We start from the raw sequence: 20,282 nt of genomic DNA, 5'->3' as shown, positions 1-20,282 counted from the left end.
TCACCCCAGGCCCGCCCGGAACGCCGCCGCCGCGCCCCTGGTGGACGCCGGTCGAGGTGGGCCGAGCAGCACGGACGCCAGCTCGGCGGTGAGGGACGAGAAGCTCGTCAGCGTGTCGGCGACCGCCGTCGAGGGCTCCTCGGCGCGCAGCCGTTCGGCGACCCGCCTGGCCTCCGCGCGGTGGTCGCGCTCCAGCAGCCGGGCCTCCTCCAGCACGTCGTCCAGGCGCCGGCGCAGCTCGTCGTGCCGCGCCACGGCCCGGTCGTGCGCCTCGCCGTCGGCGGCGGTGAACGCGGCCATCGCGCCGGTCCGGTCGACCTCGTCGGACGCTTCGGCGAGCGCACGCCGCAACGCGAGCGCGCTGCGATCCAGCTCCTCGGCCCGCCGCTGGTTGCCCAGCAGCGTGGTGGCCCAGCCGTCGAGCACCTCGGCCGCCGCCCGCATCGCGCGCCGCACCGCCGTCAGCTCCGACACCACCGCCTCCAACCGCGTCCTGAACCCGTCCGCCGCCGCGCCCGTCCACTGCTCCGGTGGCGCGCCGGTGACCGCGAGGGCGACCGAGAACCGCTCGCTCGCCGCCGCCACCGCGCCCGCCTGGCCGGGCGCGGGGTCGAAACCCAGACCCCGGTAGTCAGTCATGGCGCAGCTCGTCGGCCTGCCGATAGGTCTCACCCGCCGCGCGCAACGCGTCCGCCAGCGCGTCCAGCTCCACGCCGCGCAGCACCCCCGCCCACTCGGCCGCCGCCCGCGCGACCGCTTCCGTGACGCCTTCCGGGCCGAGGTCGCCCGTCGGCTCCTCCAACGTGGACGCGACGGCGCGCACGTCGTCGGCCACCTCGTCCAACCGGACCGCGAACGCGCTCAACGCGTCCGGGTCGACCCGGTAGCCGCCGCTCATTCGCCGAGCACCGGCGGGAACGCGGGCGGCAGGTCGTCGAGCAGGTCCAGGCCGAGGTCGTAGCGGTTGCGGTGCTCGGCGTCCTCCTCGCGGTTGCCCGGCGCCACCGGCGGGTACATGCCGAAGCCCGGCGGACCACCCGCGCCGACGACCGGGCCGACGCCGCCCCGGGCCGCCGCACCGCCGGGCACCGCGCCGAGCACGCCGGACGAGCCACCCGGACCGAACCCGCCGTGGCCGACGCCACCGTGGCCGCCGCTGCCGGTCGCCACGCCGGGACCGTAACCGTGACCGGGGCCGAACGAGCCGAGGCCCGGGTTCGCGCCGAACCCGCCGGGACCGCCCGCACCCGCGTAACCGGGTCCGCCGACCGCCGGTCCGCTGAGCGACGCGGCGGTCGTCGTGCCGTCCGGACGCGTGCCGACCTCGTCGGGCCGCGGGGTCCCGGGGTCGGTGGAGTCGGGTCGCTCGTACGTCGGCGGTTTCGGGGTGGGCGCGGGGTCGTGCCACGGCAAGGGCGCCTGTGGCGACCACTGCTCCGCGTCGCGGTTGGTCACCACCGGGGCCTGGTCGAACACCGGCAGCTCCCGCCCGATGCCGTGCGCGGCGGCCTCGTACTGCTCCATCACGCGCACCGCCCGGTCCATCGCCTCCCGCTGCTCCTGCTTGGACGGCCGGTGGTCGTCCAGGAGCTGGTCGAGCATGTACGCGCCCTGCGGCCCGTCGAGCGCGGTCACGTCGTAGCCCTCGCGGAACCACTTCTCCGCGTCCGGGTGCACCGGCTCGGGGATCGCCCGCGCCGCCTCGGCCACCGCCGAGGTGTAGCCGTCGAGACCGCCGCCGACCTGGAACGCGCGCTGCGAGGCGTCCGCGCCCCACCGGGTCAGCCGCGTCACCGACGCCGACGCCGCGACCGCGGACGGACCGCGCCACGACAGCGCGAGGCCCTGCACGATCTTGCGCACGTCCGAGGTCGCCTGGTCGATGTCCTCGGCCAGCCGCTTCCACTCGTGCGCGCGGGTGGCCATCTGCGCCGCGTCCGCCGACTTGACCATGTCCCAGAGCTGCCGGTGCGTGTACGCCCGCCAGTTGATCTTGCCGAAGTTCTCCGGCTTGCGGTTCTCCCGGCGCTGCCGGACGCGCTTGTCGTTGCGCCGGCGCGTGGCCGGCGAGTAGTCGTGGAACTCCGACCAGTACCCGCCCTTGCGCTCGGTCACCGCAGCCTCCCCAGGGCCTGGGCGACCTGCTCGTCCTGCGCCTGCTGGGTCGCGCTCACCTGCCGCAACGCCTCGCGCACCTCGGTCAGCTCGGCCAGGTACGACCGCAGCGCCGCCCGCACGCCGCCGCCGACGTCGCCGCCGCGCAGCCCGAACGCCTCGCGCATGTTCCGCGCGACCGGGCCCTTGCCGTCGCCCAGGGGCTGCTCCAGCTCCCGCTCGGCACGGGCCAGCAGGTCGGTGAGCACCCCGTGCAACCGCTCGAGGTCGGCCACGGCCGTGCCGAAGGAGCCCAGGTCCAGCTCGATGCGGTCACCGCCCTCCGCCATCACGCCCGCCGCACCCGCGCCCGTCGGCGCGGACACCTCCGGCAGCGCGACGTCCCGCGACCCGCGCTGTTCCTCGCGCAGCTCTTCGCGCATCTGCTTGGCGTGCTCGACGCCACGCACCCTGACGACCATGGGCACATGGTGGTGGGCCCGCGCGCGGGTGGCCAGAGCGGGTGCACAGCGGGAGCAACGTCGGTGCACGATCGGACAAGGCGACCGCAAGGCTGCGGCTCGCCGGCGGGCGAAGCGACCGCAGGACACCACCGCGTGACGTGGCGAGGCCGACGTGGGAGCGGTGCTCGATTTCGGGCGGAGCTGTGCGAAAATCGTCACCCGTGCCGTCACCTGCCGTTCACGCGCGCGCCGTGTTGCTCGCCGGTCCCTCCGGCTCGGGCAAGTCCACCCTCGCCGCCCACCTCGGCCTGCCCGTGCTGCGGCTCGACGACTTCTACCGCGAGGGCGACGACCCGCTGCTGCCCCGCGACGAGGCGGGCCGCCCGGACTGGGACGCCGAGGGCTCGTGGAACACCGCCGACGCGCTGGCCGCCGTGATCGAGCTGGCGACCACCGGCACGGTCGAGGCCCCGGTCTACGTGCTCGGCGAGGACCGGCGGGTCGGCTGCCGCACGGTGACCGCGCCCGGCCTGTTCATCGCCGAGGGCCTGTTCGCGGACCGGCTCGTGGCGGGCTGCCGCGATGCGGGCGTGCTGGCGGACGCGATCGTGCTCGCGCCCAACGCGGTGGTGACGTTCGCCCGCCGGTTCGCCCGGGACGTGGCCGAGGCGCGCAAGCCGGTGCCGTTGCTGGCCCGCCGCGGCCTGCGGTTGCTGCGCGAGCACCCCGCCGTCGTCCGCCGCTGCGTGGACGCGGGCATGCGCCCGGTCCGCCCGCACCGGGTCGAGCTCGCCACGATCGGGGGCATGGCGCCCGCGGCGGTGTAGCCCGGACGTGCCGGGGGTACTGCTGCCGGCATGGCTGAGTACGAGCACGAGCGGACGATCCCGGTGGACGCGCGGGTGGTGTTCGACCTGGCCCGCGACGTGTCCGCGATGGAGGCGTGGCTGCCCGACGGGTTGCAGGTCGAGCCCAGCGGCCCGGAGCGGGTCACCGGGCGGGTGTCGATGGGCGACGAGATCGACGAGGCCGAGGGCTACCTGGCCACCGACGCCGAGCAGCGCCGGCTGGAGTGGGGCGACCTGGAGGGCGGCGGTTACTCGGGGTGGCTCCAGGTGGACGAGGAGGGCCCCGACCGCAGCCGCGTGGTGCTGCACCTCGAAGTCGGCGGCGACCACCCGGCGGCGGTCGGCGGCGAGGCGCACGAGATCGCCGACGAGCACCTCGTCCAGGCACTGGACCGGCTCGCGGCGCTGGCGACGCAGAGCGTTACGTGACGGTTTTCACCCCGATCCAGGTTTGAACCGCGAAAAGCCACATTTACTGTTGCTGCCGTTCACCCGGGCACGTCTGCACGTCGAGGCCCCTGGTTCCACTTCGAGGGAGCTTCGATGTTCCGCGCTCTGCGCGGCCGCAACTACCGCCGTTGGGCGTTCGCCGACCTGATCTCGGTGACCGGCTCGTGGATGCAGTTGATCGGCCTCAACTGGGTCGTGCTCGAACGCACCGGCTCGGCCACCTCGGTCGGCCTCTCGGTGCTGGTGGGCGCGCTGCCGTCGGTGCTGCTGGGCCCGTGGGCGGGCGCGGTGGCCGACCGGCTGCCGGTGCGCCGGATCATCCTGGCCTGCCAGGTGCTGCACGCCGTGCTGGCCGCCGTGCTGGCGCTGGTGGTGTGGCGGGGCGCACCGGTCGCGGCGGTGTTCGCGCTGACGTTCGCCGCGGGGCTGGTGTCGGTGTTCGACGGGCCCGCGCTGGGTCGGTTCGGCGGGCAGGTGGTGGCGCGGGAGGACCTGGGCAACGCGGTCGCGCTGGGCTCGGTGCTCAGCTCGACCGGCCGCATCCTGGGCATGAGCAGCGCCGCGGTGCTGGCCGCCGCGCTCGGCCCGGCCGCGCTGTTCCTGATCAACTCGGTGAGCTTCCTGGCCGTCGTGGGCGCGGTGCTGGCGATCCGGCGCGACGAGCTGCACCCGTTGGCGCAGAGCCCGGCCGACCGGGTCGGCGTGGCCGCGGGTCTGCGGTACGTGGCGGCGAGCGGCCGGCTGGTGCTGCTGTTCGCGCTCGGCTTCACGTTGTCCAGCCTGGGCCGCAACTACCAGGTGACGATGGCCGTCATGAGCCCGGACGCGACCGCGTACGGCCTGCTGTCCACGGTGTTCGCCATCGGCACCGTGCTCGGCGGGCTGGCCGCGGCGGCCCGCCGCACGCTCACCGTCCGGCTGCTGCTGGTGGTCGCGTGCGCGACGAGCCTGCTCCAGGTGACCAGCGGGCTGGTGCCGGGCGTGCTCGGCTTCGCCGTCGTGCTGCTGCCGATCGCGGCGGGCGCGGTCGTCATCGACACCACCATGAGCACGCGGATCCAGTTGGACACCGCGGACGGCATGCGCGGTCGGCTGCTGGCGGTCAACTCGGCCGTCGGCGCGGCGGCGGGCGCGGTGGGCGCTCCCCTGCTCGGCTGGCTGTGCGAGCGGATCGGCGCGCCGGAGACACTGGTGTTCGCGGGGCTCGTGACGTTGCTGGTGACGGTGTTCGCCGCGTCGGTGCTGGCCGCGCCGCCGCATCGCCGCACGGCGTTGGCGCACCGCGTGCTGCGCGGGCCGCACCACCCCGCGCCGCCCGCCGGTCACCCGCACGGCCCAGTGCGCCCCGCGAAACGTCCCAGGCGGCGTGCGCGCGTCCGGGTGTAACCGGTGGCGTCCGCAAGGCGGCACGCGCTGCGCCGCTGAGATGCACTGCGTAGTCGCCCATTCACAGATCGGCGTACTCGCGGTTACAGTCATGCCTGTTCCTGGGAGCGCTCCCAGAACCTCAACGAGGAGGTGAACGACGTGACGGCCCGACGATGGATCGCGCTGGCCGCGGCCGGTGCGGCCGGCCTGCTGATCGCGACGCTCGTGAACGTGATCGGCCCGACCGCGGCGTCCGCACACGGCGCCATGATGACCCCGGGCAGCCGGACCTTCCTGTGCTGGAAGGACGGCCTGTCCCCGCAGGGCGACATCCGGCCGCAGAACCCGGCCTGCTCCGCCGCCGTGGCGGCCGGCGGGACCAACGCGCTCTACAACTGGTTCGGCGTGCTGCGATCCGACGGCGCAGGCCGCACCAGCGGCTTCATCCCCGACGGCAAGCTGTGCAGCGGCGGCAACCCGACGTTCTCCGGGTTCGACATCGCGCGCAACGACTACCCGGTGACCCACCTGACCGCCGGCGCGAACTTCAACTTCACCTACAACAAGTGGGCCGCGCACCCCGGCACGTTCCACCTGTACATCACCAAGGACAGCTGGAGCCCGACCCGGCCGCTGGCGTGGAGCGACCTGGAGAGCACGCCGTTCCACAGCGTCACGAACCCGCCGAACAGCGGCGCGGTCGGCACGGTCGACGGCAAGTACTACTGGAACGCGACCCTGCCCTCCGGCAAGTCCGGCCGCCACATCATCTACTCGGTGTGGACCCGCTCGGACAGCGCCGAGACGTTCTACAACTGCTCGGACGTCGTGTTCGACGGCGGCAACGGCCAGGAGACGGGCGTCGGCAACGGCGGTGGGACGACCACGACGACCACCACCACGACGACGACCACGACCACCAGCACCACCACGACGACCCCGACGTCGACCACCACGCCCACCACCACCACCACGACGCCCACCCAGCCGGGTGACGCGAACTGCATGGCGATCTACAAGATCACCAGCGCGTGGACGGGCGGCTTCCAGGCCGAGGTCGAGCTCATGAACCACAGCAAGAGCGCGTACAGCGGCTGGACCGCGACGTGGACGTGGGGCGGCGACCAGGCGATCAACAGCCTGTGGAGCGGCGTCAAGTCCGGCTCCGGCTCGCAGGTGATCGTCAAGAACGCGCCGTGGAACGGCACGGTGGCACCCGAGGCGTCGGTGAAGTTCGGCTTCACCGCCACCTACTCGGGCGCCAACTCCCTGCCCACGGTGAGCTGCACCAGCCCCTGATCACCTGATCCGGGCATCACGGCAGGCGGAACCCGAACGGGAGCTCCAGCCGGTGCCGGGCGAGCAGCCCGGTGTCGGCCAGGAGCTCCCGCGTCGGTCCGTCGGCCACCACGACACCGCCGTCGATCAACACGCTGCGCGGGCACAGCTGCAAGGCGTAAGGCAGGTCGTGGGTGACCATCAGCATGGTGCGGTCCAACCCCAGCAGCACCTCGGCCAGCTCTCGGCGGGCCACCGGTTCCAGGTTCGCCGAGGGCTCGTCGAGCACCAGGATCTCGGGGTCGCAGGCCAGCACGGTGGCCAGCGCGACGCGGCGGCGCTGACCGCCGGACAGGTGCAGCGGCGACCGGTCGGCGAACTCGGCCATGCCCACCGCGGCCAGCGCGCGGTCCACCCGCTCGTCCAACTCCGCGCCGCGCAACCCGAAGTTCGCCGGGCCGAACGCCACGTCCTGCCGCGCGGTGGGCAGGAACAACTGGTCGTCGGGGTCCTGGAAGACCACGCCGACCCGGCGTCGGATCTCCTTCAAATGCGCCTTCTCCACCGGCAGCCCGGCCACCTCGACCCGGCCCGAACCGCCGCCGAGCACACCGTTGAGGTGCAGCACGAACGTCGTCTTGCCCGCGCCGTTCGGCCCGAGCACGGCCACGCGCTCACCCCGTTCGACCCGCAGGTTCACGCCGTAGAGCGCTTGGTGGCCGTCCGGGTAGGCGTAGGCCAGCCGTTCCACCACCAGCGCGGGCGCGGATCGTTGTGGCTCGACCACCGCGCCGCCGGCACCGCCATCGGGCATCCGGCCCGTCCAGCCGCGCGACACCATCGCCAGGTGCACCCTCTCGCCACGTTCGTAGGACCGGATGAACAGGCTGCCGACGCCCCGCGCGGTCGCGCCGAGCTGCCACAGGAACCGCGGGTCGTCGCCGCGCGAGATCCGCGCCACCCGCATCCGCCTGGCCTCGCCCACGATCACCTCGGCGTAGCGCAGCATCAGCGTGGCGATGGTGACCAGCACCGACGGCATCCGCAGCCGTTGCAGCCCGAGCAGCAGGTCGTGCGGCGCGGTGGTGGCGGCCAGCGTCAACGACGTGAGCAGGCCGAGCGTGCCCTTGGCCAGGATGTTCCACCCGGCCAGCGCGCCCTCCGCCGAGACCGACAGGCCCAGCACGTCCACCCGCTCCCCCGCGCCGGTGAACGGCAGCACCAGCGCCAGCAGCACGAACGGCAGCTCGATCACCGACCGCGCGGCGAACCACCGCACCGGGACGCGCGCCACCGCCCAGACCACGCCCAGCGCGAGCAGGTACGCGCCGAACGCCCAGAACGCCTCGCGCGGCGTGGCCACCACGCACAGCACCGCCACCACCGCGGCCACGATCTTGACCTGCGGCGCGAGTCGGTGCACCGGCGAGTCGCCCGGCCGGTGCAGGAAGCCGTGCCCCGCGCTCACCCGGACTTCGCGTCGGAGTCGACGCCCTTGCGCCTGCGCAGCAACCAGAACAGCCCGCCCGCCACGGCCAGCGTGAGCACGACGCCGACGACGCCCGCGAGCCCGGTGAGCCGGTCGTCGCCCGCCACGGCGTAGTCGGCCAGCGGGCCACCGCCCAGCGGGTGGTCCTGTGCGTGCTCGGCGATGCCGTGCTGCTCGGTGACGTGGTCCAGGCCGTCGGGGTCGGAGTCGGCGAAGTAGGACACCACACCGGCCAGCAGCAGGCTGACCACCGCGAACCCCAGGAAGAAGCGCTTCACGCCCTCAGCTCCAGCTTCTGCGGCACGCCGCGCAACAGGTGCACCAGGTCCGGCCGGACGGCCGCGACCGCGGTCACGGTGACCGCCGTGATCAGGCCCTCGCCGATGCCGATCAGCACGTGCACGCCGAGCACCGCGGCGGCGACCGTGCCGAACGCGACACCGCCCTGACCGCCGATCGCGTACTCCAGCACGAAGCCGAGCGAGGCCAGCACCGTGTTGACCAGCGCGGACACGAACGCGACGGCGGCCAGGCCGCCCTTGTTGCGCGTCGCGAGCCGGCGCAGCGCCACCGCGGTCAGGTACCCGACCGCCGTGCCGATGAGGGCCATGTTGGTGACGTTCGCGCCGAGCGCGGTGACGCCGCCGTCGGCGAAGAAGAGGGACTGGACGACCAGCACGATCGTCACGCACAGCGCGCCGACCCACGGCCCGACCAGGATGGCGGCCAGCGCGCCGCCGAGCAGGTGCCCGCTCACGCCGGGCAGCACCGGGAAGTTCAGCATCTGCGTGGCGAACACGAACGCCGCCACCAGGCCGGCCATCGGTGCCGTCCGGTCGTCGAGGTCGCCGCGCGCCTTGGCCAGCGCCACCCCCACCCCGGCCACCGCGACCGCGACGAACAGCAGCGAGGTCGGCGCGTTCAGCAGGCCGTCGCTCATGTGCATTGCCACCGGTTCGGACACGGTGACCACGCTAGTTGCAAGTCCTGCGCAATGGCCAGCTCCGTGCAACAACGATTCCGGTCACACCGCGCGCCGGCACGGGCCACGGCGCGTTACCACTATGCTCTGCCTGCGATGACTCTCACCGACCGCCTGCCGGCCACCCCCGACCCCGACCTGCTCTACGACACCTTCGCCGAGTGGGCGCGGGAACGGGGGCTGTCGCTGTACCCGGCGCAGCAGGAGGCGTTGATCGAGATCGTCTCCGGCTCGAACGTCATCCTCAGCACGCCCACCGGTTCCGGCAAGTCGCTGGTGGCCATCGGCGCGCACTTCGCCACCCTGGCGGAGGGCAAGCGGACGTTCTACACCGCGCCCATCAAGGCCCTGGTGTCGGAGAAGTTCTTCGCTTTGATCGACACGTTCGGCGCGGAGAACGTCGGCATGATGACCGGCGACGCCAGCGTCAACGAGACCGCGCCGATCATCTGCTGCACCGCCGAGATCCTGGCCAACATCGCGCTGCGCGACGGCACCGGCGCCGACGTCGGCCAGGTCGTCATGGACGAGTTCCACTTCTACTCCGAGCCCGACCGCGGCTGGGCGTGGCAGGTGCCGCTGATCGAGCTGCCGCAGGCGCAGTTCCTGCTGATGTCGGCGACCCTGGGCGACGTCACGTTCTTCGAGAAGGACCTGACCCGCCGCACCGGCCGCTCGACCGCGGTGGTGCGCTCCGCCGAACGCCCGGTGCCGCTGAACTTCCAGTACGTCACCACCCCGCTGCACGAGACGATCGAGGAGCTGCTGCACGGCAACGAGGCCCCGATCTACGTCGTGCACTTCACCCAGGCGTCCGCCCTGGAGCGCGCGCAGTCGCTGATGTCGGTCAACGTCGCCACGCGCGCCCAGAAGGACGACATCGCGGCCATGATCGGCCGGTTCCGGTTCACCTCCGGGTTCGGCAAGACGTTGTCCCGCCTGGTCCGGCACGGCATCGGCGTGCACCACGCGGGCATGCTGCCGAAGTACCGGCGGCTGGTGGAGCAGCTCGCGCAAGCCGGCCTGCTGAAGGTCATCTGCGGCACGGACACCCTCGGCGTGGGCATCAACGTGCCCATCCGCACGGTCGTGTTCACCGCCCTGTCGAAGTACGACGGCCAGCGCACCCGCCACCTCAAGACGCGCGAGTTCCACCAGATCGCCGGACGCGCGGGCCGCGCGGGCTACGACACCGTCGGCACGGTCGTCGTGCAGGCGCCCGACCACGTGGTGGAGAACGAGAAGGCGCTGGCCAAGGCGGGCGACGACCCGAAGAAGCGGCGCAAGGTGGTGCGCAAGAAGGCGCCCGAGGGCTTCGTGTCGTGGAGCGACCAGACCTTCGAGCGGCTCAAGAACGCCGAGCCCGAGCCGCTGACGTCGAGCTTCCAGGTCAGCCACGCCATGCTGCTCAACGTGATCGGCAGGCCCGGCGACGCGTTCGCCGCGATGCGGCACCTGCTGGAGGACAACCACGAGGACCGGCCCGCGCAGCGCAAGCACATCCTGCGGGCCATCCAGATGTACCGGGGGCTGCTGGCCGCGGGCGTGGTGGAGCGGCAGAACGGCGACATCCGGCTCACCGTGGACCTCCAGGTCAACTTCGCGCTCAACCAGCCGCTGTCGCCGTTCGCGCTGGCCGCGATCGAGCTGCTGGACCGCGAGTCGCCGTCGTACGCGCTGGACGTGCTGTCGGTGGTCGAGTCCACTCTGGACGACCCGCGCCAGGTGCTGTCCGCGCAGGAGCACAAGGCGCGCGGCGAGGCCATCGGCGCGATGAAGTCCGAGGGCATCGAGTACGACCAGCGGATGGAGCTGCTGGAGGAGGTGACCTACCCGAAGCCGCTCGCGGAGCTGCTGGAGGCCGCGTTCACCACCTACCGGCGCGGCCACCCGTGGGTCGCCGACCACCACCTGTCGCCGAAGTCCGTGGTGCGGGACATGTTCGAGCGGGCGATGACGTTCGCCGAGTACGTCTCCCACTACCAGTTGGCGCGCTCGGAGGGCCTGGTGCTGCGGTACCTGGCCGACGCGTACAAGGCCCTGCGGCAGACCGTGCCCGAGGACGCCAAGACCGAGGAGCTCAGCGACCTTCAGGAGTGGCTGGGCGAGCTGGTCCGCCAGGTCGACTCCAGCCTGCTCGACGAGTGGGAGAAGCTGCGCAACCCCACCGACGAGGCCGTGGACACCTCGTTGACCGACACCCCGCCCGCCGTGACGGGCAACGTGCGCGCGTTCCGGGTGCTGGTGCGCAACGCGTTGTTCCGGCGGGTGGAGCTGGCGGCCCGGCGCAACTACTACGAGCTGGGTCAGCTGGACGGTGACGCGGGCTGGAGCGCCGAGGACTGGCGGGACGCGCTGGAGCCGTACTTCGAGGAGCACGACGAGATCGGCATGGGCCCGGACGCGCGCGGCCCGGCGCTGCTGGTGATCACCGAGGAGCCGGGCCTGTGGCGGGTCCGGCAGATCCTGGACGACCCGGCGAAGGACCACGACTGGGGCTTCACCGCCGAGGTGGACCTGGCCGAGTCCGACGAGATCGGCACGGCGGCCGTGCGGATCACCGAAGTCGGCCCGCTGTAGCGGGGTCCATCCGGTGGTACTCCGACGTCAGCCGGGGTACGAGCATGTCAACGTCGGGACGGAGCGGAGGCGGTTGACCCTGTCGCAGGACGAGTTCGGCGTGCTGGGGTCCCTCGTGGTCCGCCGGAACGGCCGCTCGGTCCCCGTCACCGCCGCCAAGCACCGCATCGTCCTGGCGACCCTGCTGCTGGACGCCAACCGCTCGGTGCCCGCGAGCGACCTGATCCGCCGGGTGTGGGGCGAGACGCCGCCCGACCGCGCCGCGCAGACGCTGCCGGTGTACGTGATGCGGTTGCGCCGCACGCTCGGCGAGCCGCCGTTGATCCACACCACGCCGACCGGCTACCGGATCGACCTGCCGCCCGGCGCGCTGGACCTGCACCGGTTCGAGGACGCGGCCGAGGAGGGCGCGAGGCTGGCCGCCGCCGAGGACTTCGCCGCCGCGGCCGAGGCCTACGCGTGCGCCCTGGAGTGCTGGCACGGCCCGCCGCTGGCCGACGTGCCGTCGGAGTCGCTGCACGAGACGGCCGCGCCGGGCCTGGCCGAGCAGCGGCTGCGGGTGATCTCCGAGCTGGTGGACGTGAAGCTGCGGCTGGGCCGGTGCGACGAGGTGATCGCCGACCTGCGCCGGCTGACCGCGCAGCACCCGTTGCGGGAGCGGTTCTGGTCGCAGCTGATGGTGGCGCTGTACCGGGCGGACCGGCAGGCCGACGCGCTGGACGCCTACCGGCAGGCGTCCACGGCGTTGGCGCGCGAGCTGGGCGTGGACCCGAGCGACTCGCTGCGCGCGGTGCACCACGCGATCCTCACCGGTGACCCGGCGCTGCACCAGCCAGCCGCGAGCACGTGGGCGCCGGTGTCGCAGCTGCCCGCGCCGGTGGGCAACTTCGTCGGCCGCGGCGCGGAGCTGACCCGGGTCAAAGGGCTGCTGACCCGCGGCACGGCGACCGTGGTCGTGTGCGGGCCGCCGGGCGTGGGCAAGACGGCGTTCGCCATCTCGGTGGGTCACGCGGTGCGCGACCGCTACCCCGACGGCCAGTTGTACGTGAACCTGCGCGGGCACTCCACGTCGCCGCCGCTGCCGACGTCCGCGGTGCTGGCGCGGTTCCTGCGGGCGATGGGCGTGCGGGCCGACCACATCCCGGTGGACACCGACGAGCTGGTCCGCGGCTACCGGGCCCGGCTGCGCGGCCGGCGGGTGCTGATCACGCTGGACAACGCCGCGTCGGTGGAGCAGGTGCTGCCGCTGCTGCCCGGCGACCCCGGCTGCTCGGTGCTGGTCACCAGCCGCAACGAGCTGCGGTTGCGGGCCACCACCGTGCGGCTGGACGTGCTGCGCGGCGACGAGGCGTGGAAGCTGCTGGCCCGGTCGCTCGGGGCGGAGGCGGCCGTGGCGCAGTTCGACGCGCTCGCCGAGCTGGCCCGGCTGTGCGGGTACCTGCCGCTGGCGTTGCGGATCGCGTTGGGCAACCTGGTCGGCTCGTCGCACGTCGACGTCGCGTCGTACGTGGAGGAGCTGCGCGGCGGCGACCGGTTGGCGGCGCTGGCGGTGGACAACGACGACACCGCGGCGGTGCGGCGGGCGTTCGACCTGTCGTACGCGGCGTTGACGCCGGAGGCGGCGCGGCTGTTCCGGCTGGCGGGGCTGCTGCCGGGGCCGGACTTCAGCGCGTTCGGCGCGGCGGCGTTGCTGGACGCGTCGCAGGACGTGGCGCGCGGGCTGCTGGAGGACCTGGCGTCGGCGCACCTCGTGCAGCGGGTCGGCGCGGACCGGTTCGGGCTGCACGACCTGCTGCACGACTACGCGGCCGACCGCGCCGAGGCCGCGGGCGAGGACGTGGAGGCGGCGCGGCGGCGGCTGTTCGACTGGTACCTGCGCACGTCGATCGAGGTGGGCGACGTGCTGTACCCGGAGCTGGGCGCGTCCGGGCCGCCGCGGGTGACGCCGGACGCGGCGCGGGCGTGGCTGGAGGCGGAACGGCCCAGCGTGCTGGCGGCGACCGAGCACTGCGCGGCGCACGGGCCGCTGCCGCTGGCGTGGCAGCTGATCGACGCGGTCGGCGGCTACTTCGGCTCGCACGGCCACCACGTGGAGTTCCTGCACGCGATCGACGCGGCCCTGGGCGCGGCGCGGGCGGCGGGCGACCGCGACGCGGAGACGGCGATGCTGGTGTGGCTCGCGGCCGAGCACCGCAACCTGGGCGACCTGCGCGCGGCGCGGCGGCACCTGCGGTCGGCGCGGCCGTCCGGGCGCACGGAGTGGCTGCACGCCGGGCTGGCCGGGGTCGTGCACCTGGAGCTGGGCGAGTTCCCGGCGGCGGTCGCGTCGTTCGAGCGGCTGGTGGCGTTGAGCGACGAGGAGTGGGCCGGGCCGCACGTGCGGATCGGGGCGCTGGCCGGGCTGGGCGCGGTGCGGATGATGCGCGGCGAGCCGGAGCTGGCGCGGTCGTTGCTGGCCGAGGGGCTGGAGCTGGCGCGCGCGGCGGAGGGGCTGAACCTGGAGGCGGCGTGCGCGGCGCTGCTCGGGCGGTGCCACACGGCGGCGGGCGACTACGAGCGGGCCGTGGAGCTGCTGCGGCACGCGTTGGCGGCGTGGCACCGGACCGGGGCGCGGCACGCGCGGGCCGAGGCGATGGCGCACCTGGCGGCGGCGTTGTGCCTGGCCGGCGAGCACGTGGAGGCGCTGCGGACGGCGCAGCGGTCGTTGGCGCTGGTGCAGGAGCTGGGCGGCAGCCCGCGCATCGAGTCCGAGGTGCACAACGCGCTCGGCCTGGTCCTGCGCCACCTGGGCAAACCGGCCCGTGCCGTGGCCGCGCACCTGCGCGCGCTGGAACTGGCCACGTCCTCGGACTACCGCTACGGCGTCGCCCGCTCGCACGTGCACCTGATCGGCGCCCTGGCCGCCGACGGCCGGCGCGCCGAAGCCCTCCGCCACGCCCGCGTGGCCCGCGACCTGGCCGCCCGTGCCGGCTTCGCCGAGCTCGAGTCCCACGCCGCCACCGCCCTGGCCGACCTGACCTGAACGTTGAACTCGGGTGTTCCGAACGTAGGACACACGCGACGCGAACGTAGGACTCTCGCGCGAGTCCTACGTTCGGGACGCGAGAGTCCTACGTCCGGGTACCCCGAATTCAACGCTCGGGCACGGGGGACGTGAGCGTTCGACCCGCGATTTCCGGGGGGTCCAATTGAGACCACTCCTCCGGGTCGTTGACCGGGTGGTCGGTGAACGAGAGCATCAAGTTCCGATACTTCGGCGGCTCACTCGTGGGGGATGTCATGGATTCCGATCCGCACGTCGACGTGGCGCGGATCGTGGGGCCGGCGCCACGCACTTCCGCCGAATTGGTCTGCGCGCTCACGGAGTTGGCGCGGCTGGCCAACGAGTGGTCGGACGCGGTGCGCGGGCTGCACGAGCCGACGCGGCGGCTGGTCGGCAGCGCCGCCGCGGCCTCGGTCGCGCTGGCCGCGCGCCGGGCGGAGGAGGCGTTCCTCGAACTGGAGATGACGCTGGGTGACGCCCAGGCAGCGCGCCGGTCATTGCCCTTGGCCACCCCGAAGGGTGAGGATAGGCGTCCGGTGGTCTAATCGCCGACGCTGCCGACCACACCGCATTGGAACTCCATGACCTCAGGACTTCCCTGCCCGCTCTGCGAGGGCCCGGAGCGCCGTGGGGCGCTTGAACGAACACTGAGGGTGCTCGCCGTGGACGACGAGGCCCCCGCGCTGGAGGACCTCGTCTACCTGCTGCGCTCCGACCCGCGCGTCGCCCACGTCGAAGCCGTCACGGACGCGACCAAGGCGCTGCGGACGCTGCACCGCGCGATGGACGCCGGTCAGCCCGTCGACGCGGTGTTCCTCGACATCCGGATGCCCGGCCTGGACGGGTTGGACCTGGCCCGCGTGCTGTCCCGGTTCGCCCAACCGCCGCGCATCGTTTTCGTCACCGCGCACCAGGAACCGGCGGTCGAGGCATTCGAGCTGAAAGCGCTCGATTACCTGCTCAAGCCCGTCCGGGCCGAACGGCTGGCCGAGTCCGTGCACCGGATCGTGCACGAAGTGCTCGATTCGAAGGCGCCGGAACCGGCCGCCGCCGCGCCCGCCGAGAAAACGCCCGACGTGGGTGACGAAGTGATTCCGGTCGAACTGGGCGGCATCACCCGGTTCATCCGGTTGGCCGACATCCGGTACGTCGAGGCGCACGGCGACTACGCCCGGCTGCACACGGCCACCGGCAGCGGCCTGGTCCGCGCCGCGCTCAACGGGCTGGAGGAGCGGTGGCGCTCGGCCGGGTTCGTGCGCATCCACCGCAGCCACCTGGTGTCGCTCGGCCACATCGACGAGCTGCGGCTGGAGGACGGGCACCTGAGCGTCAACATCGGCGGCGCGGTGCTGCCGGTCAGCCGGCGGCACGCCCGGCACCTGCGGCAACTGCTGGTGCGCCGCAACCGGCAGCCGTCGTGACCTCGCCGCAGCGACCGCCCACCCAGCGGGTCGTGGTGACGAGCCCGCGCACCCGCGCGCCGCGCGCGCCCCGCCCGTACCCCGCCTCACGGGAGATCGACGAGCAGAGCGAGCTGGGCGCGGTCTACATGCGGTCGCTGATCCGCACCCAGCGGCGGCTCGGGCTGCTGCTGTGCGCGGTCGTGTGCGGCAGCGTGGCGGCGCTGCCGCTGGTGTTCACGTTCGCGCCCGACGTCGGCGCGCAACGGCTGCTGGGCCTGCCGCTGCCGTGGCTGCTGCTGGGTTTTTTGGTGTTCCCGGTGTTCGTGCTGGCGGGCTGGTTCTACGTGCGCCAGGCCGAGCGCAACGAGCGTGAGTTCGCCGAGCTCGTGGAGCGTTCGTGAGCAGTGGCTACGGCATCGTCGCGGTGCTGGTCGTGGCGGTCGGCACGATGCTGGTCGGCACCTACGGGCTGCGGATCTCGCGGACCACGTCGGACTTCTTCGTCGCCTCGCGCACCGTCTCGCCGTGGTGGAACGCCTCCGCGATCGGCGGCGAGTACCTGTCGGCGGCGTCGTTCGTCGGCATCGCGGGGCTGATCTTCGCGCACGGGCCGGACATGCTGTGGTTCCCGGTCGGGTACACGGCGGGCTACCTGGTGCTGCTCGCACTGGTGGCCGCTCCCCTGCGCCGCAGCGGCGCGTACACGCTGCCGGACTTCGCCGAGGCGCGGTTCGCCTCACCGGTGGTGCGGGCGGTGGCGAGCGTGTTCGCGCTGGGCATCGGGTGGCTCTACCTGCTGCCGCAGCTGCAGGGCGCGGGGCTGACGTTGAACACGGTGACGGGCGCGCCGGACTGGGTGGGCGCGCTGGTGGTGGCGGTGGTGGTCACCACGAACGTGATCTCCGGCGGGATGCGCAGCATCACGTTCGTGCAGGCGTTCCAGTACTGGCTCAAGCTGACCGCGATCGCGGTGCCGGTGGTGTTCCTGGTGATGGCCTGGCACGCGCACGGTGCGCGCGACCTGACCGGGCCGGGCTTCCCCGAGTTCCCGAAGCAGACCACGGTCGCGTTCGACTCCGACACGACGGTCGACGTGCCGCGTTCGACGGTCTACAACGGGGCGGGACGGGTGGACGGGCAGCGGGTCGACGGCGGCGGCGAGCTGACCGCCGGGCAGCACGTGGTGGCGGCCGGGACCAGGCTGACGTTCCCCGAGGGCGCGGCCGTGCCGCACGTGCGGTCGATCCCGTCGAACACCAACGACGTGTGGGCGCTGCCGATGCGCGGCGGCGAGCGCTTCCCGCTCTACGCGGTGTACTCGCTGATCATCGCCACGTTCCTGGGCACGATGGGCCTGCCGCACGTGATCGTGCGCTTCTACACCAACCCGAACGGCCGCGCGGCCCGCCGCACCACGTTGATCGTGCTGGGCCTGCTGGGCGTGTTCTACCTGATGCCGCCGATCTACGGCGCGCTCGGCCGGCTGTACACGCCGGAGCTGCTGATGACCGGTGACACGGACGCGGTGGTGCTGGTGCTGCCCAGCCGGATGATCGACGGGCTGGGCGGGCAGCTGCTGGGCGCGCTGGTGGCCGGTGGGGCGTTCGCCGCGTTCCTGTCCACCTCGTCGGGCCTGATGGTGTCGCTGGCGGGCGTGCTGAGCCGGGACGTGCTGCGGTTGCGCGGCGTGCGCGGGTTCCGGGTGTCGACGGTGCTGGCCGTGCTGGTGCCGTTGGGCATGACGTGGCTGGTGGGCAAGGTGCCGGTGGCGGACATGGTGGGCCTGGCGTTCGCGGTGGCCGCGTCCTCGCTGTGCCCGCTGCTGGTGCTGGGCATCTGGAGCACGCGCATCACCACGGTCGGCGCGGTGGCCGGGATGGTCGCGGGCGGCCTGCCCGCGCTGGTGGCCGGGCTGGTGACGATCAGCTCGCGCGGCGGCGGCGCGTGGTACCACGTGTTCCTGGCCCGGCCCGCCGCGTGGACCGTGCCGTTGGGGTTCGTCGTGATGTACGTGGTGTCGCTGCTGACGCCGCGCAAGGTGCCGCCGGGGGTGAACCACGTCATGGTGCGCTTGCACGCGCCGGAGAACCTGGGTCTGCGCAGTCAGGACCGGTTGTGACCGCGCTGATCACGGCGGGCGCGATCCTGGTCGTCGGCCTGGCGGTGGTGATCACGCTGTGGTGGACCTCCCGCACCCGCAACGACTTCCTCACCCACGAGCAGCGCATCACGTTCGAGACCCTGCACACCGCGTGGTCGGCCGCTCCCCCGTTGCGCGCCGGGCTGGTGCCGGAGGCGGCCAAGAAGTCGGCCAAGCACCTGCGCACGCTGCTCGGCACGCCCGCGCTCGCGTTGACCGACGAGACCGAGGTCGTGGCGTGGGAGGGCGAGGGCGAGCACCACGCGGCCGAGGCGATGGGCCTGGCCGCCGACGTCTTCGACACCGGCCGGACCCGGGCGTTCGACATCACGTGCTCCGCGCCCGACTGCCCCGTGCACACGGCCGTGCTCGCGCCGTTGACCGTGGAGGGACGGGTGGTGGGCGTGCTCGCGGCCTACAGCCGGGAGGCGTCGGCGGGCTTGGTGCGGGCGACGAACGAGGTGGCGCGCTGGGCGTCGGGCCAGCTCGAACTGGCCGAACTGGACCGTTCGCGGACCCGGCTGGTGGAGGCGGAGGTGCGGGCGCTGCGGGCGCAGATCTCGCCGCACTTCATCTACAACTCGTTGTCGGCCATCGCCTCTTACGTGCGCACGGATCCCGAGCGCGCTCGCACGCTGTTGCTGGACTTCGCCGACTTCACCCGCTACTCGTTCCGCCGGGCGGGCGACTTCACCACGTTGTCGGAGGAGCTGAAGTCGATCGACCAGTACCTGGCGCTGGAACGGGCGCGGTTCGGCGAGCGGCTCAAGGTGACGTTGCAGATCGCACCCGAGGTCCTGCCGGTGACCGTGCCGTTCCTGTGCCTCCAGCCGTTGGTGGAGAACGCCGTGCGGCACGGGATGGAGGGCAAGGTCGGGCCGGGCCACATCTCGATCCTGGCGGCGGACGCGGGCGAGGAGGCCCACATCACCATCGAGGACGACGGCATCGGCATGGACCCCGACGCCCTGCGCCGCACCCTGGCGGGCCAGGTCGGCGAGACCGCCGGGATAGGGCTGGGCAACATCGACGAACGGCTCCGGCGCTGTTACGGCGACGACTACGGCCTGGTCGTGGAAACGGCCCAGGGGCTGGGCACGAAGATCAGCGTGAGGGTGCCGAAGTACCAGGCCGGCGTGCACGCGTAGCCGTTCGACCGGGAGCGCTCCAGCGGTCGGCCGGTCAGGCGGCGAGCGTGGCCAGGCCCAGGGCCGCGGCGCCGGCGGCGGTCAGGCGGGCCGGTGCGCGGTCGCCCGGTGCGACCGGGTGCGACGCCTCGATCAGGCCCGCGTGCACCAGGGCGCGGGCCGTGGTCGGGTCGCAGAACGGCAGGCCGTCCACGCGCACGTCCGGTTCGGCGCTGCCGGTCAGGTCGACCCGGTTCGCGGCCGTCGCCTTCAGCAGCGCGACCTCGCGTCTGGACAACTCGTCCATGTCGAACACCTCCAGTGGGGCGAACGGCGCGGCGGACGTCCCGGTTCACTCCGTGGGACGTCCGCGCTGCCACCGTCGTTCCCGTACTCGTTCAGCCCACGGCGCGCGCGCCGCGTCGTTCCGCTGCTTCCAGCACCAGCCGCAGCCACTCGGCGTCGGCCGCCGGGCCGTCCACCACCACCCGCCGCAGCCGCAGCCACAGCCCGGCCTCGCTCCACTCCTGGAACCGGCGGTGCACGGTCGGCACGGTCACGCCGAACGTCGGCGGCAGGTGCCGCCACGCGCAGCCGCTGGTCAGGACGAACACGATCGCGGTGAAGATGGCCCGGTCGGACACCCGGCCCCGGCCGCCGCCCTGGCGGCGCACCTTCGCGGGCGGCAGCAGCGGCTCCACCACGGCCCACAGCGACGGCGGCACCAGGCGCACGGCCAGTTGCTCGATCACGTCGGCGTGCGGCGGTCGGGGCGGCGCTTCCGGCGCCCGGCGCACCCACGGCTCCTGCCGCTGGGCGTCGCCGCGCTGGCGGGCGCGCAGCAACATGGCCAGGGCGGCGTCGTCGGTGCGCCTGGGGGCGACCGCGGGGTGCGCGTGCTGCTGCACTTGGCGGGCGATCTCCGCGCCCACCGTCCGACCGAACGGTTGCGCTGGTCGTACGTAGTTGGTCATCAGGTCCTCCGCCCAGGACGTCGTGATGCCCATCACGCTAGG

Annotated in this window: 19 protein-coding genes and 2 pseudogenes; 11 read left to right on the top strand and 10 right to left on the bottom strand. The window is 73.3% G+C overall.

Annotated features, from left to right (window positions below; translation table 11 throughout):
* The 4 genes from LZG04_RS08350 to LZG04_RS08330 are packed head-to-tail and all read right to left on the bottom strand — an operon-like array spanning position 1 to position 2,576.
* On the bottom strand, positions 1-639 hold the full coding sequence (locus LZG04_RS08350; RefSeq protein WP_233814903.1) for a hypothetical protein: 639 nt from the start codon (positions 637-639) through the stop codon (positions 1-3).
* Positions 632-898, bottom strand: a complete 267-nt coding sequence (locus LZG04_RS08345) for a hypothetical protein (RefSeq protein WP_233814901.1) — start codon at positions 896-898, stop codon at positions 632-634. Before LZG04_RS08345 ends, LZG04_RS08350 begins: the two co-directional genes overlap by 8 nt.
* Complete coding sequence (locus tag LZG04_RS41550; protein ID WP_308199001.1) at positions 895-2,115, bottom strand: PPE domain-containing protein; 1,221 nt, start codon at positions 2,113-2,115, stop codon at positions 895-897. Before LZG04_RS41550 ends, LZG04_RS08345 begins: the two co-directional genes overlap by 4 nt.
* On the bottom strand, positions 2,112-2,576 hold the full coding sequence (locus tag LZG04_RS08330; RefSeq protein ID WP_233814899.1) for a hypothetical protein: 465 nt from the start codon (positions 2,574-2,576) through the stop codon (positions 2,112-2,114). The genes LZG04_RS41550 and LZG04_RS08330 overlap by 4 nt, the downstream gene beginning before the upstream one ends.
* Before the next feature lie 233 nt (positions 2,577-2,809).
* Between LZG04_RS08330 and LZG04_RS08325 the strand changes: the two genes are divergently transcribed.
* The 4 genes from LZG04_RS08325 to LZG04_RS08310 all read left to right on the top strand — a co-directional run bounded on the left by LZG04_RS08325 (position 2,810) and on the right by LZG04_RS08310 (position 6,523).
* Entirely contained in the window at positions 2,810-3,385 is a 576-nt protein-coding gene (locus tag LZG04_RS08325) for a uridine kinase (RefSeq protein ID WP_233814897.1), read from the top strand.
* A gap of 30 nt (positions 3,386-3,415) precedes the next feature.
* Entirely contained in the window at positions 3,416-3,835 is a 420-nt protein-coding gene (locus LZG04_RS08320) for an SRPBCC family protein (RefSeq protein WP_233814895.1), read from the top strand.
* A 114-nt stretch (positions 3,836-3,949) separates the two neighbouring features.
* Positions 3,950-5,242: an MFS transporter gene (locus tag LZG04_RS08315; protein ID WP_233814893.1), complete on the top strand. Its 1,293-nt coding sequence runs from the start codon at positions 3,950-3,952 to the stop codon at positions 5,240-5,242.
* Between the two features lie 141 nt (positions 5,243-5,383).
* Positions 5,384-6,523 (top strand): lytic polysaccharide monooxygenase, encoded by a 1,140-nt coding sequence (locus LZG04_RS08310; RefSeq protein ID WP_233814891.1) that lies wholly within the window; start codon positions 5,384-5,386, stop codon positions 6,521-6,523.
* A gap of 16 nt (positions 6,524-6,539) precedes the next feature.
* Here LZG04_RS08310 and LZG04_RS08305 read toward each other — a convergent pair whose 3' ends face one another.
* From LZG04_RS08305 to LZG04_RS08290, 4 genes and pseudogenes are all read right to left on the bottom strand, one after another.
* Positions 6,540-7,316, bottom strand: coding sequence for an energy-coupling factor ABC transporter ATP-binding protein (locus tag LZG04_RS08305; RefSeq protein ID WP_233815177.1), 777 nt, complete (start codon positions 7,314-7,316; stop codon positions 6,540-6,542).
* Positions 7,317-7,379: 63 nt separating this feature from the next.
* Positions 7,380-7,877 (bottom strand): annotated as a pseudogene (locus tag LZG04_RS08300) (energy-coupling factor transporter transmembrane protein EcfT); the annotation flags it as partial.
* Between the two features lie 89 nt (positions 7,878-7,966).
* Positions 7,967-8,269 (bottom strand): PDGLE domain-containing protein, encoded by a 303-nt coding sequence (locus LZG04_RS08295; protein ID WP_233814889.1) that lies wholly within the window; start codon positions 8,267-8,269, stop codon positions 7,967-7,969.
* Positions 8,266-8,955, bottom strand: a complete 690-nt coding sequence (locus tag LZG04_RS08290; protein ID WP_233814887.1) for an energy-coupling factor ABC transporter permease — start codon at positions 8,953-8,955, stop codon at positions 8,266-8,268. Before LZG04_RS08290 ends, LZG04_RS08295 begins: the two co-directional genes overlap by 4 nt.
* A 114-nt stretch (positions 8,956-9,069) precedes the next feature.
* Here LZG04_RS08290 and LZG04_RS08285 point away from each other — a divergent pair, with 114 nt between their 5' ends.
* The 7 genes from LZG04_RS08285 (at position 9,070) to LZG04_RS08255 (ending at position 19,287) form a co-directional block, all read left to right on the top strand.
* Entirely contained in the window at positions 9,070-11,553 is a 2,484-nt protein-coding gene (locus LZG04_RS08285; protein ID WP_233814885.1) for an RNA helicase, read from the top strand.
* A 73-nt stretch (positions 11,554-11,626) separates the two neighbouring features.
* Complete coding sequence (locus LZG04_RS08280; RefSeq protein ID WP_233814883.1) at positions 11,627-14,575, top strand: BTAD domain-containing putative transcriptional regulator; 2,949 nt, start codon at positions 11,627-11,629, stop codon at positions 14,573-14,575.
* A 203-nt stretch (positions 14,576-14,778) separates the two neighbouring features.
* Positions 14,779-15,141 (top strand): hypothetical protein, encoded by a 363-nt coding sequence (locus LZG04_RS08275; protein ID WP_233814881.1) that lies wholly within the window; start codon positions 14,779-14,781, stop codon positions 15,139-15,141.
* 36 nt (positions 15,142-15,177) lie between these two features.
* The gene (locus LZG04_RS08270) at positions 15,178-16,017 is read left to right on the top strand and encodes a LytTR family DNA-binding domain-containing protein (RefSeq protein ID WP_233814879.1); all 840 of its coding nucleotides are present in this window, start codon (positions 15,178-15,180) and stop codon (positions 16,015-16,017) included.
* The gene (locus LZG04_RS08265; protein WP_233814877.1) at positions 16,014-16,400 is read left to right on the top strand and encodes a DUF485 domain-containing protein; all 387 of its coding nucleotides are present in this window, start codon (positions 16,014-16,016) and stop codon (positions 16,398-16,400) included. Before LZG04_RS08270 ends, LZG04_RS08265 begins: the two co-directional genes overlap by 4 nt.
* Positions 16,397-18,118 (top strand): cation acetate symporter, encoded by a 1,722-nt coding sequence (locus LZG04_RS08260; protein WP_233814875.1) that lies wholly within the window; start codon positions 16,397-16,399, stop codon positions 18,116-18,118. The genes LZG04_RS08265 and LZG04_RS08260 overlap by 4 nt, the downstream gene beginning before the upstream one ends.
* Entirely contained in the window at positions 18,115-19,287 is a 1,173-nt protein-coding gene (locus LZG04_RS08255; RefSeq protein WP_233814873.1) for a histidine kinase, read from the top strand. Before LZG04_RS08260 ends, LZG04_RS08255 begins: the two co-directional genes overlap by 4 nt.
* Before the next feature lie 34 nt (positions 19,288-19,321).
* On the opposite strand, the gene LZG04_RS08250 is transcribed toward LZG04_RS08255, so the two are convergent.
* Positions 19,322-19,573: a hypothetical protein gene (locus LZG04_RS08250; RefSeq protein ID WP_233814871.1), complete on the bottom strand. Its 252-nt coding sequence runs from the start codon at positions 19,571-19,573 to the stop codon at positions 19,322-19,324.
* A gap of 103 nt (positions 19,574-19,676) precedes the next feature.
* Positions 19,677-20,018: pseudogene (locus LZG04_RS08245) on the bottom strand (transposase); the annotation flags it as partial.
* Between the last annotated feature and the right edge of the window lie 264 nt (positions 20,019-20,282).

Source organism: Saccharothrix sp. S26, from assembly GCF_021390395.1.
GTDB lineage: Bacteria > Actinomycetota > Actinomycetes > Mycobacteriales > Pseudonocardiaceae > Actinosynnema.
This window is presented reverse-complemented; position numbering and strand designations above follow the sequence as displayed.

What these genes read in the sequence shown, in the direction of transcription:
- LZG04_RS08305 (WP_233815177.1), bottom strand. Translation starts at nt 7,316, where the DNA reads ATGCCCGATGGCGGTGCCGGCGGCGCGGTGGTCGAGCCACAACGATCC.
- LZG04_RS08330 (WP_233814899.1), bottom strand. Translation starts at nt 2,576, where the DNA reads ATGGTCGTCAGGGTGCGTGGCGTCGAGCACGCCAAGCAGATGCGCGAA.
- LZG04_RS08345 (WP_233814901.1), bottom strand. Translation starts at nt 898, where the DNA reads ATGAGCGGCGGCTACCGGGTCGACCCGGACGCGTTGAGCGCGTTCGCG.
- LZG04_RS08285 (WP_233814885.1), top strand. Translation starts at nt 9,070, where the DNA reads ATGACTCTCACCGACCGCCTGCCGGCCACCCCCGACCCCGACCTGCTC.
- LZG04_RS08270 (WP_233814879.1), top strand. Translation starts at nt 15,178, where the DNA reads ATGACCTCAGGACTTCCCTGCCCGCTCTGCGAGGGCCCGGAGCGCCGT.
- LZG04_RS08320 (WP_233814895.1), top strand. Translation starts at nt 3,416, where the DNA reads ATGGCTGAGTACGAGCACGAGCGGACGATCCCGGTGGACGCGCGGGTG.
- LZG04_RS08350 (WP_233814903.1), bottom strand. Translation starts at nt 639, where the DNA reads ATGACTGACTACCGGGGTCTGGGTTTCGACCCCGCGCCCGGCCAGGCG.
- LZG04_RS08315 (WP_233814893.1), top strand. Translation starts at nt 3,950, where the DNA reads ATGTTCCGCGCTCTGCGCGGCCGCAACTACCGCCGTTGGGCGTTCGCC.
- LZG04_RS08250 (WP_233814871.1), bottom strand. Translation starts at nt 19,573, where the DNA reads ATGGACGAGTTGTCCAGACGCGAGGTCGCGCTGCTGAAGGCGACGGCC.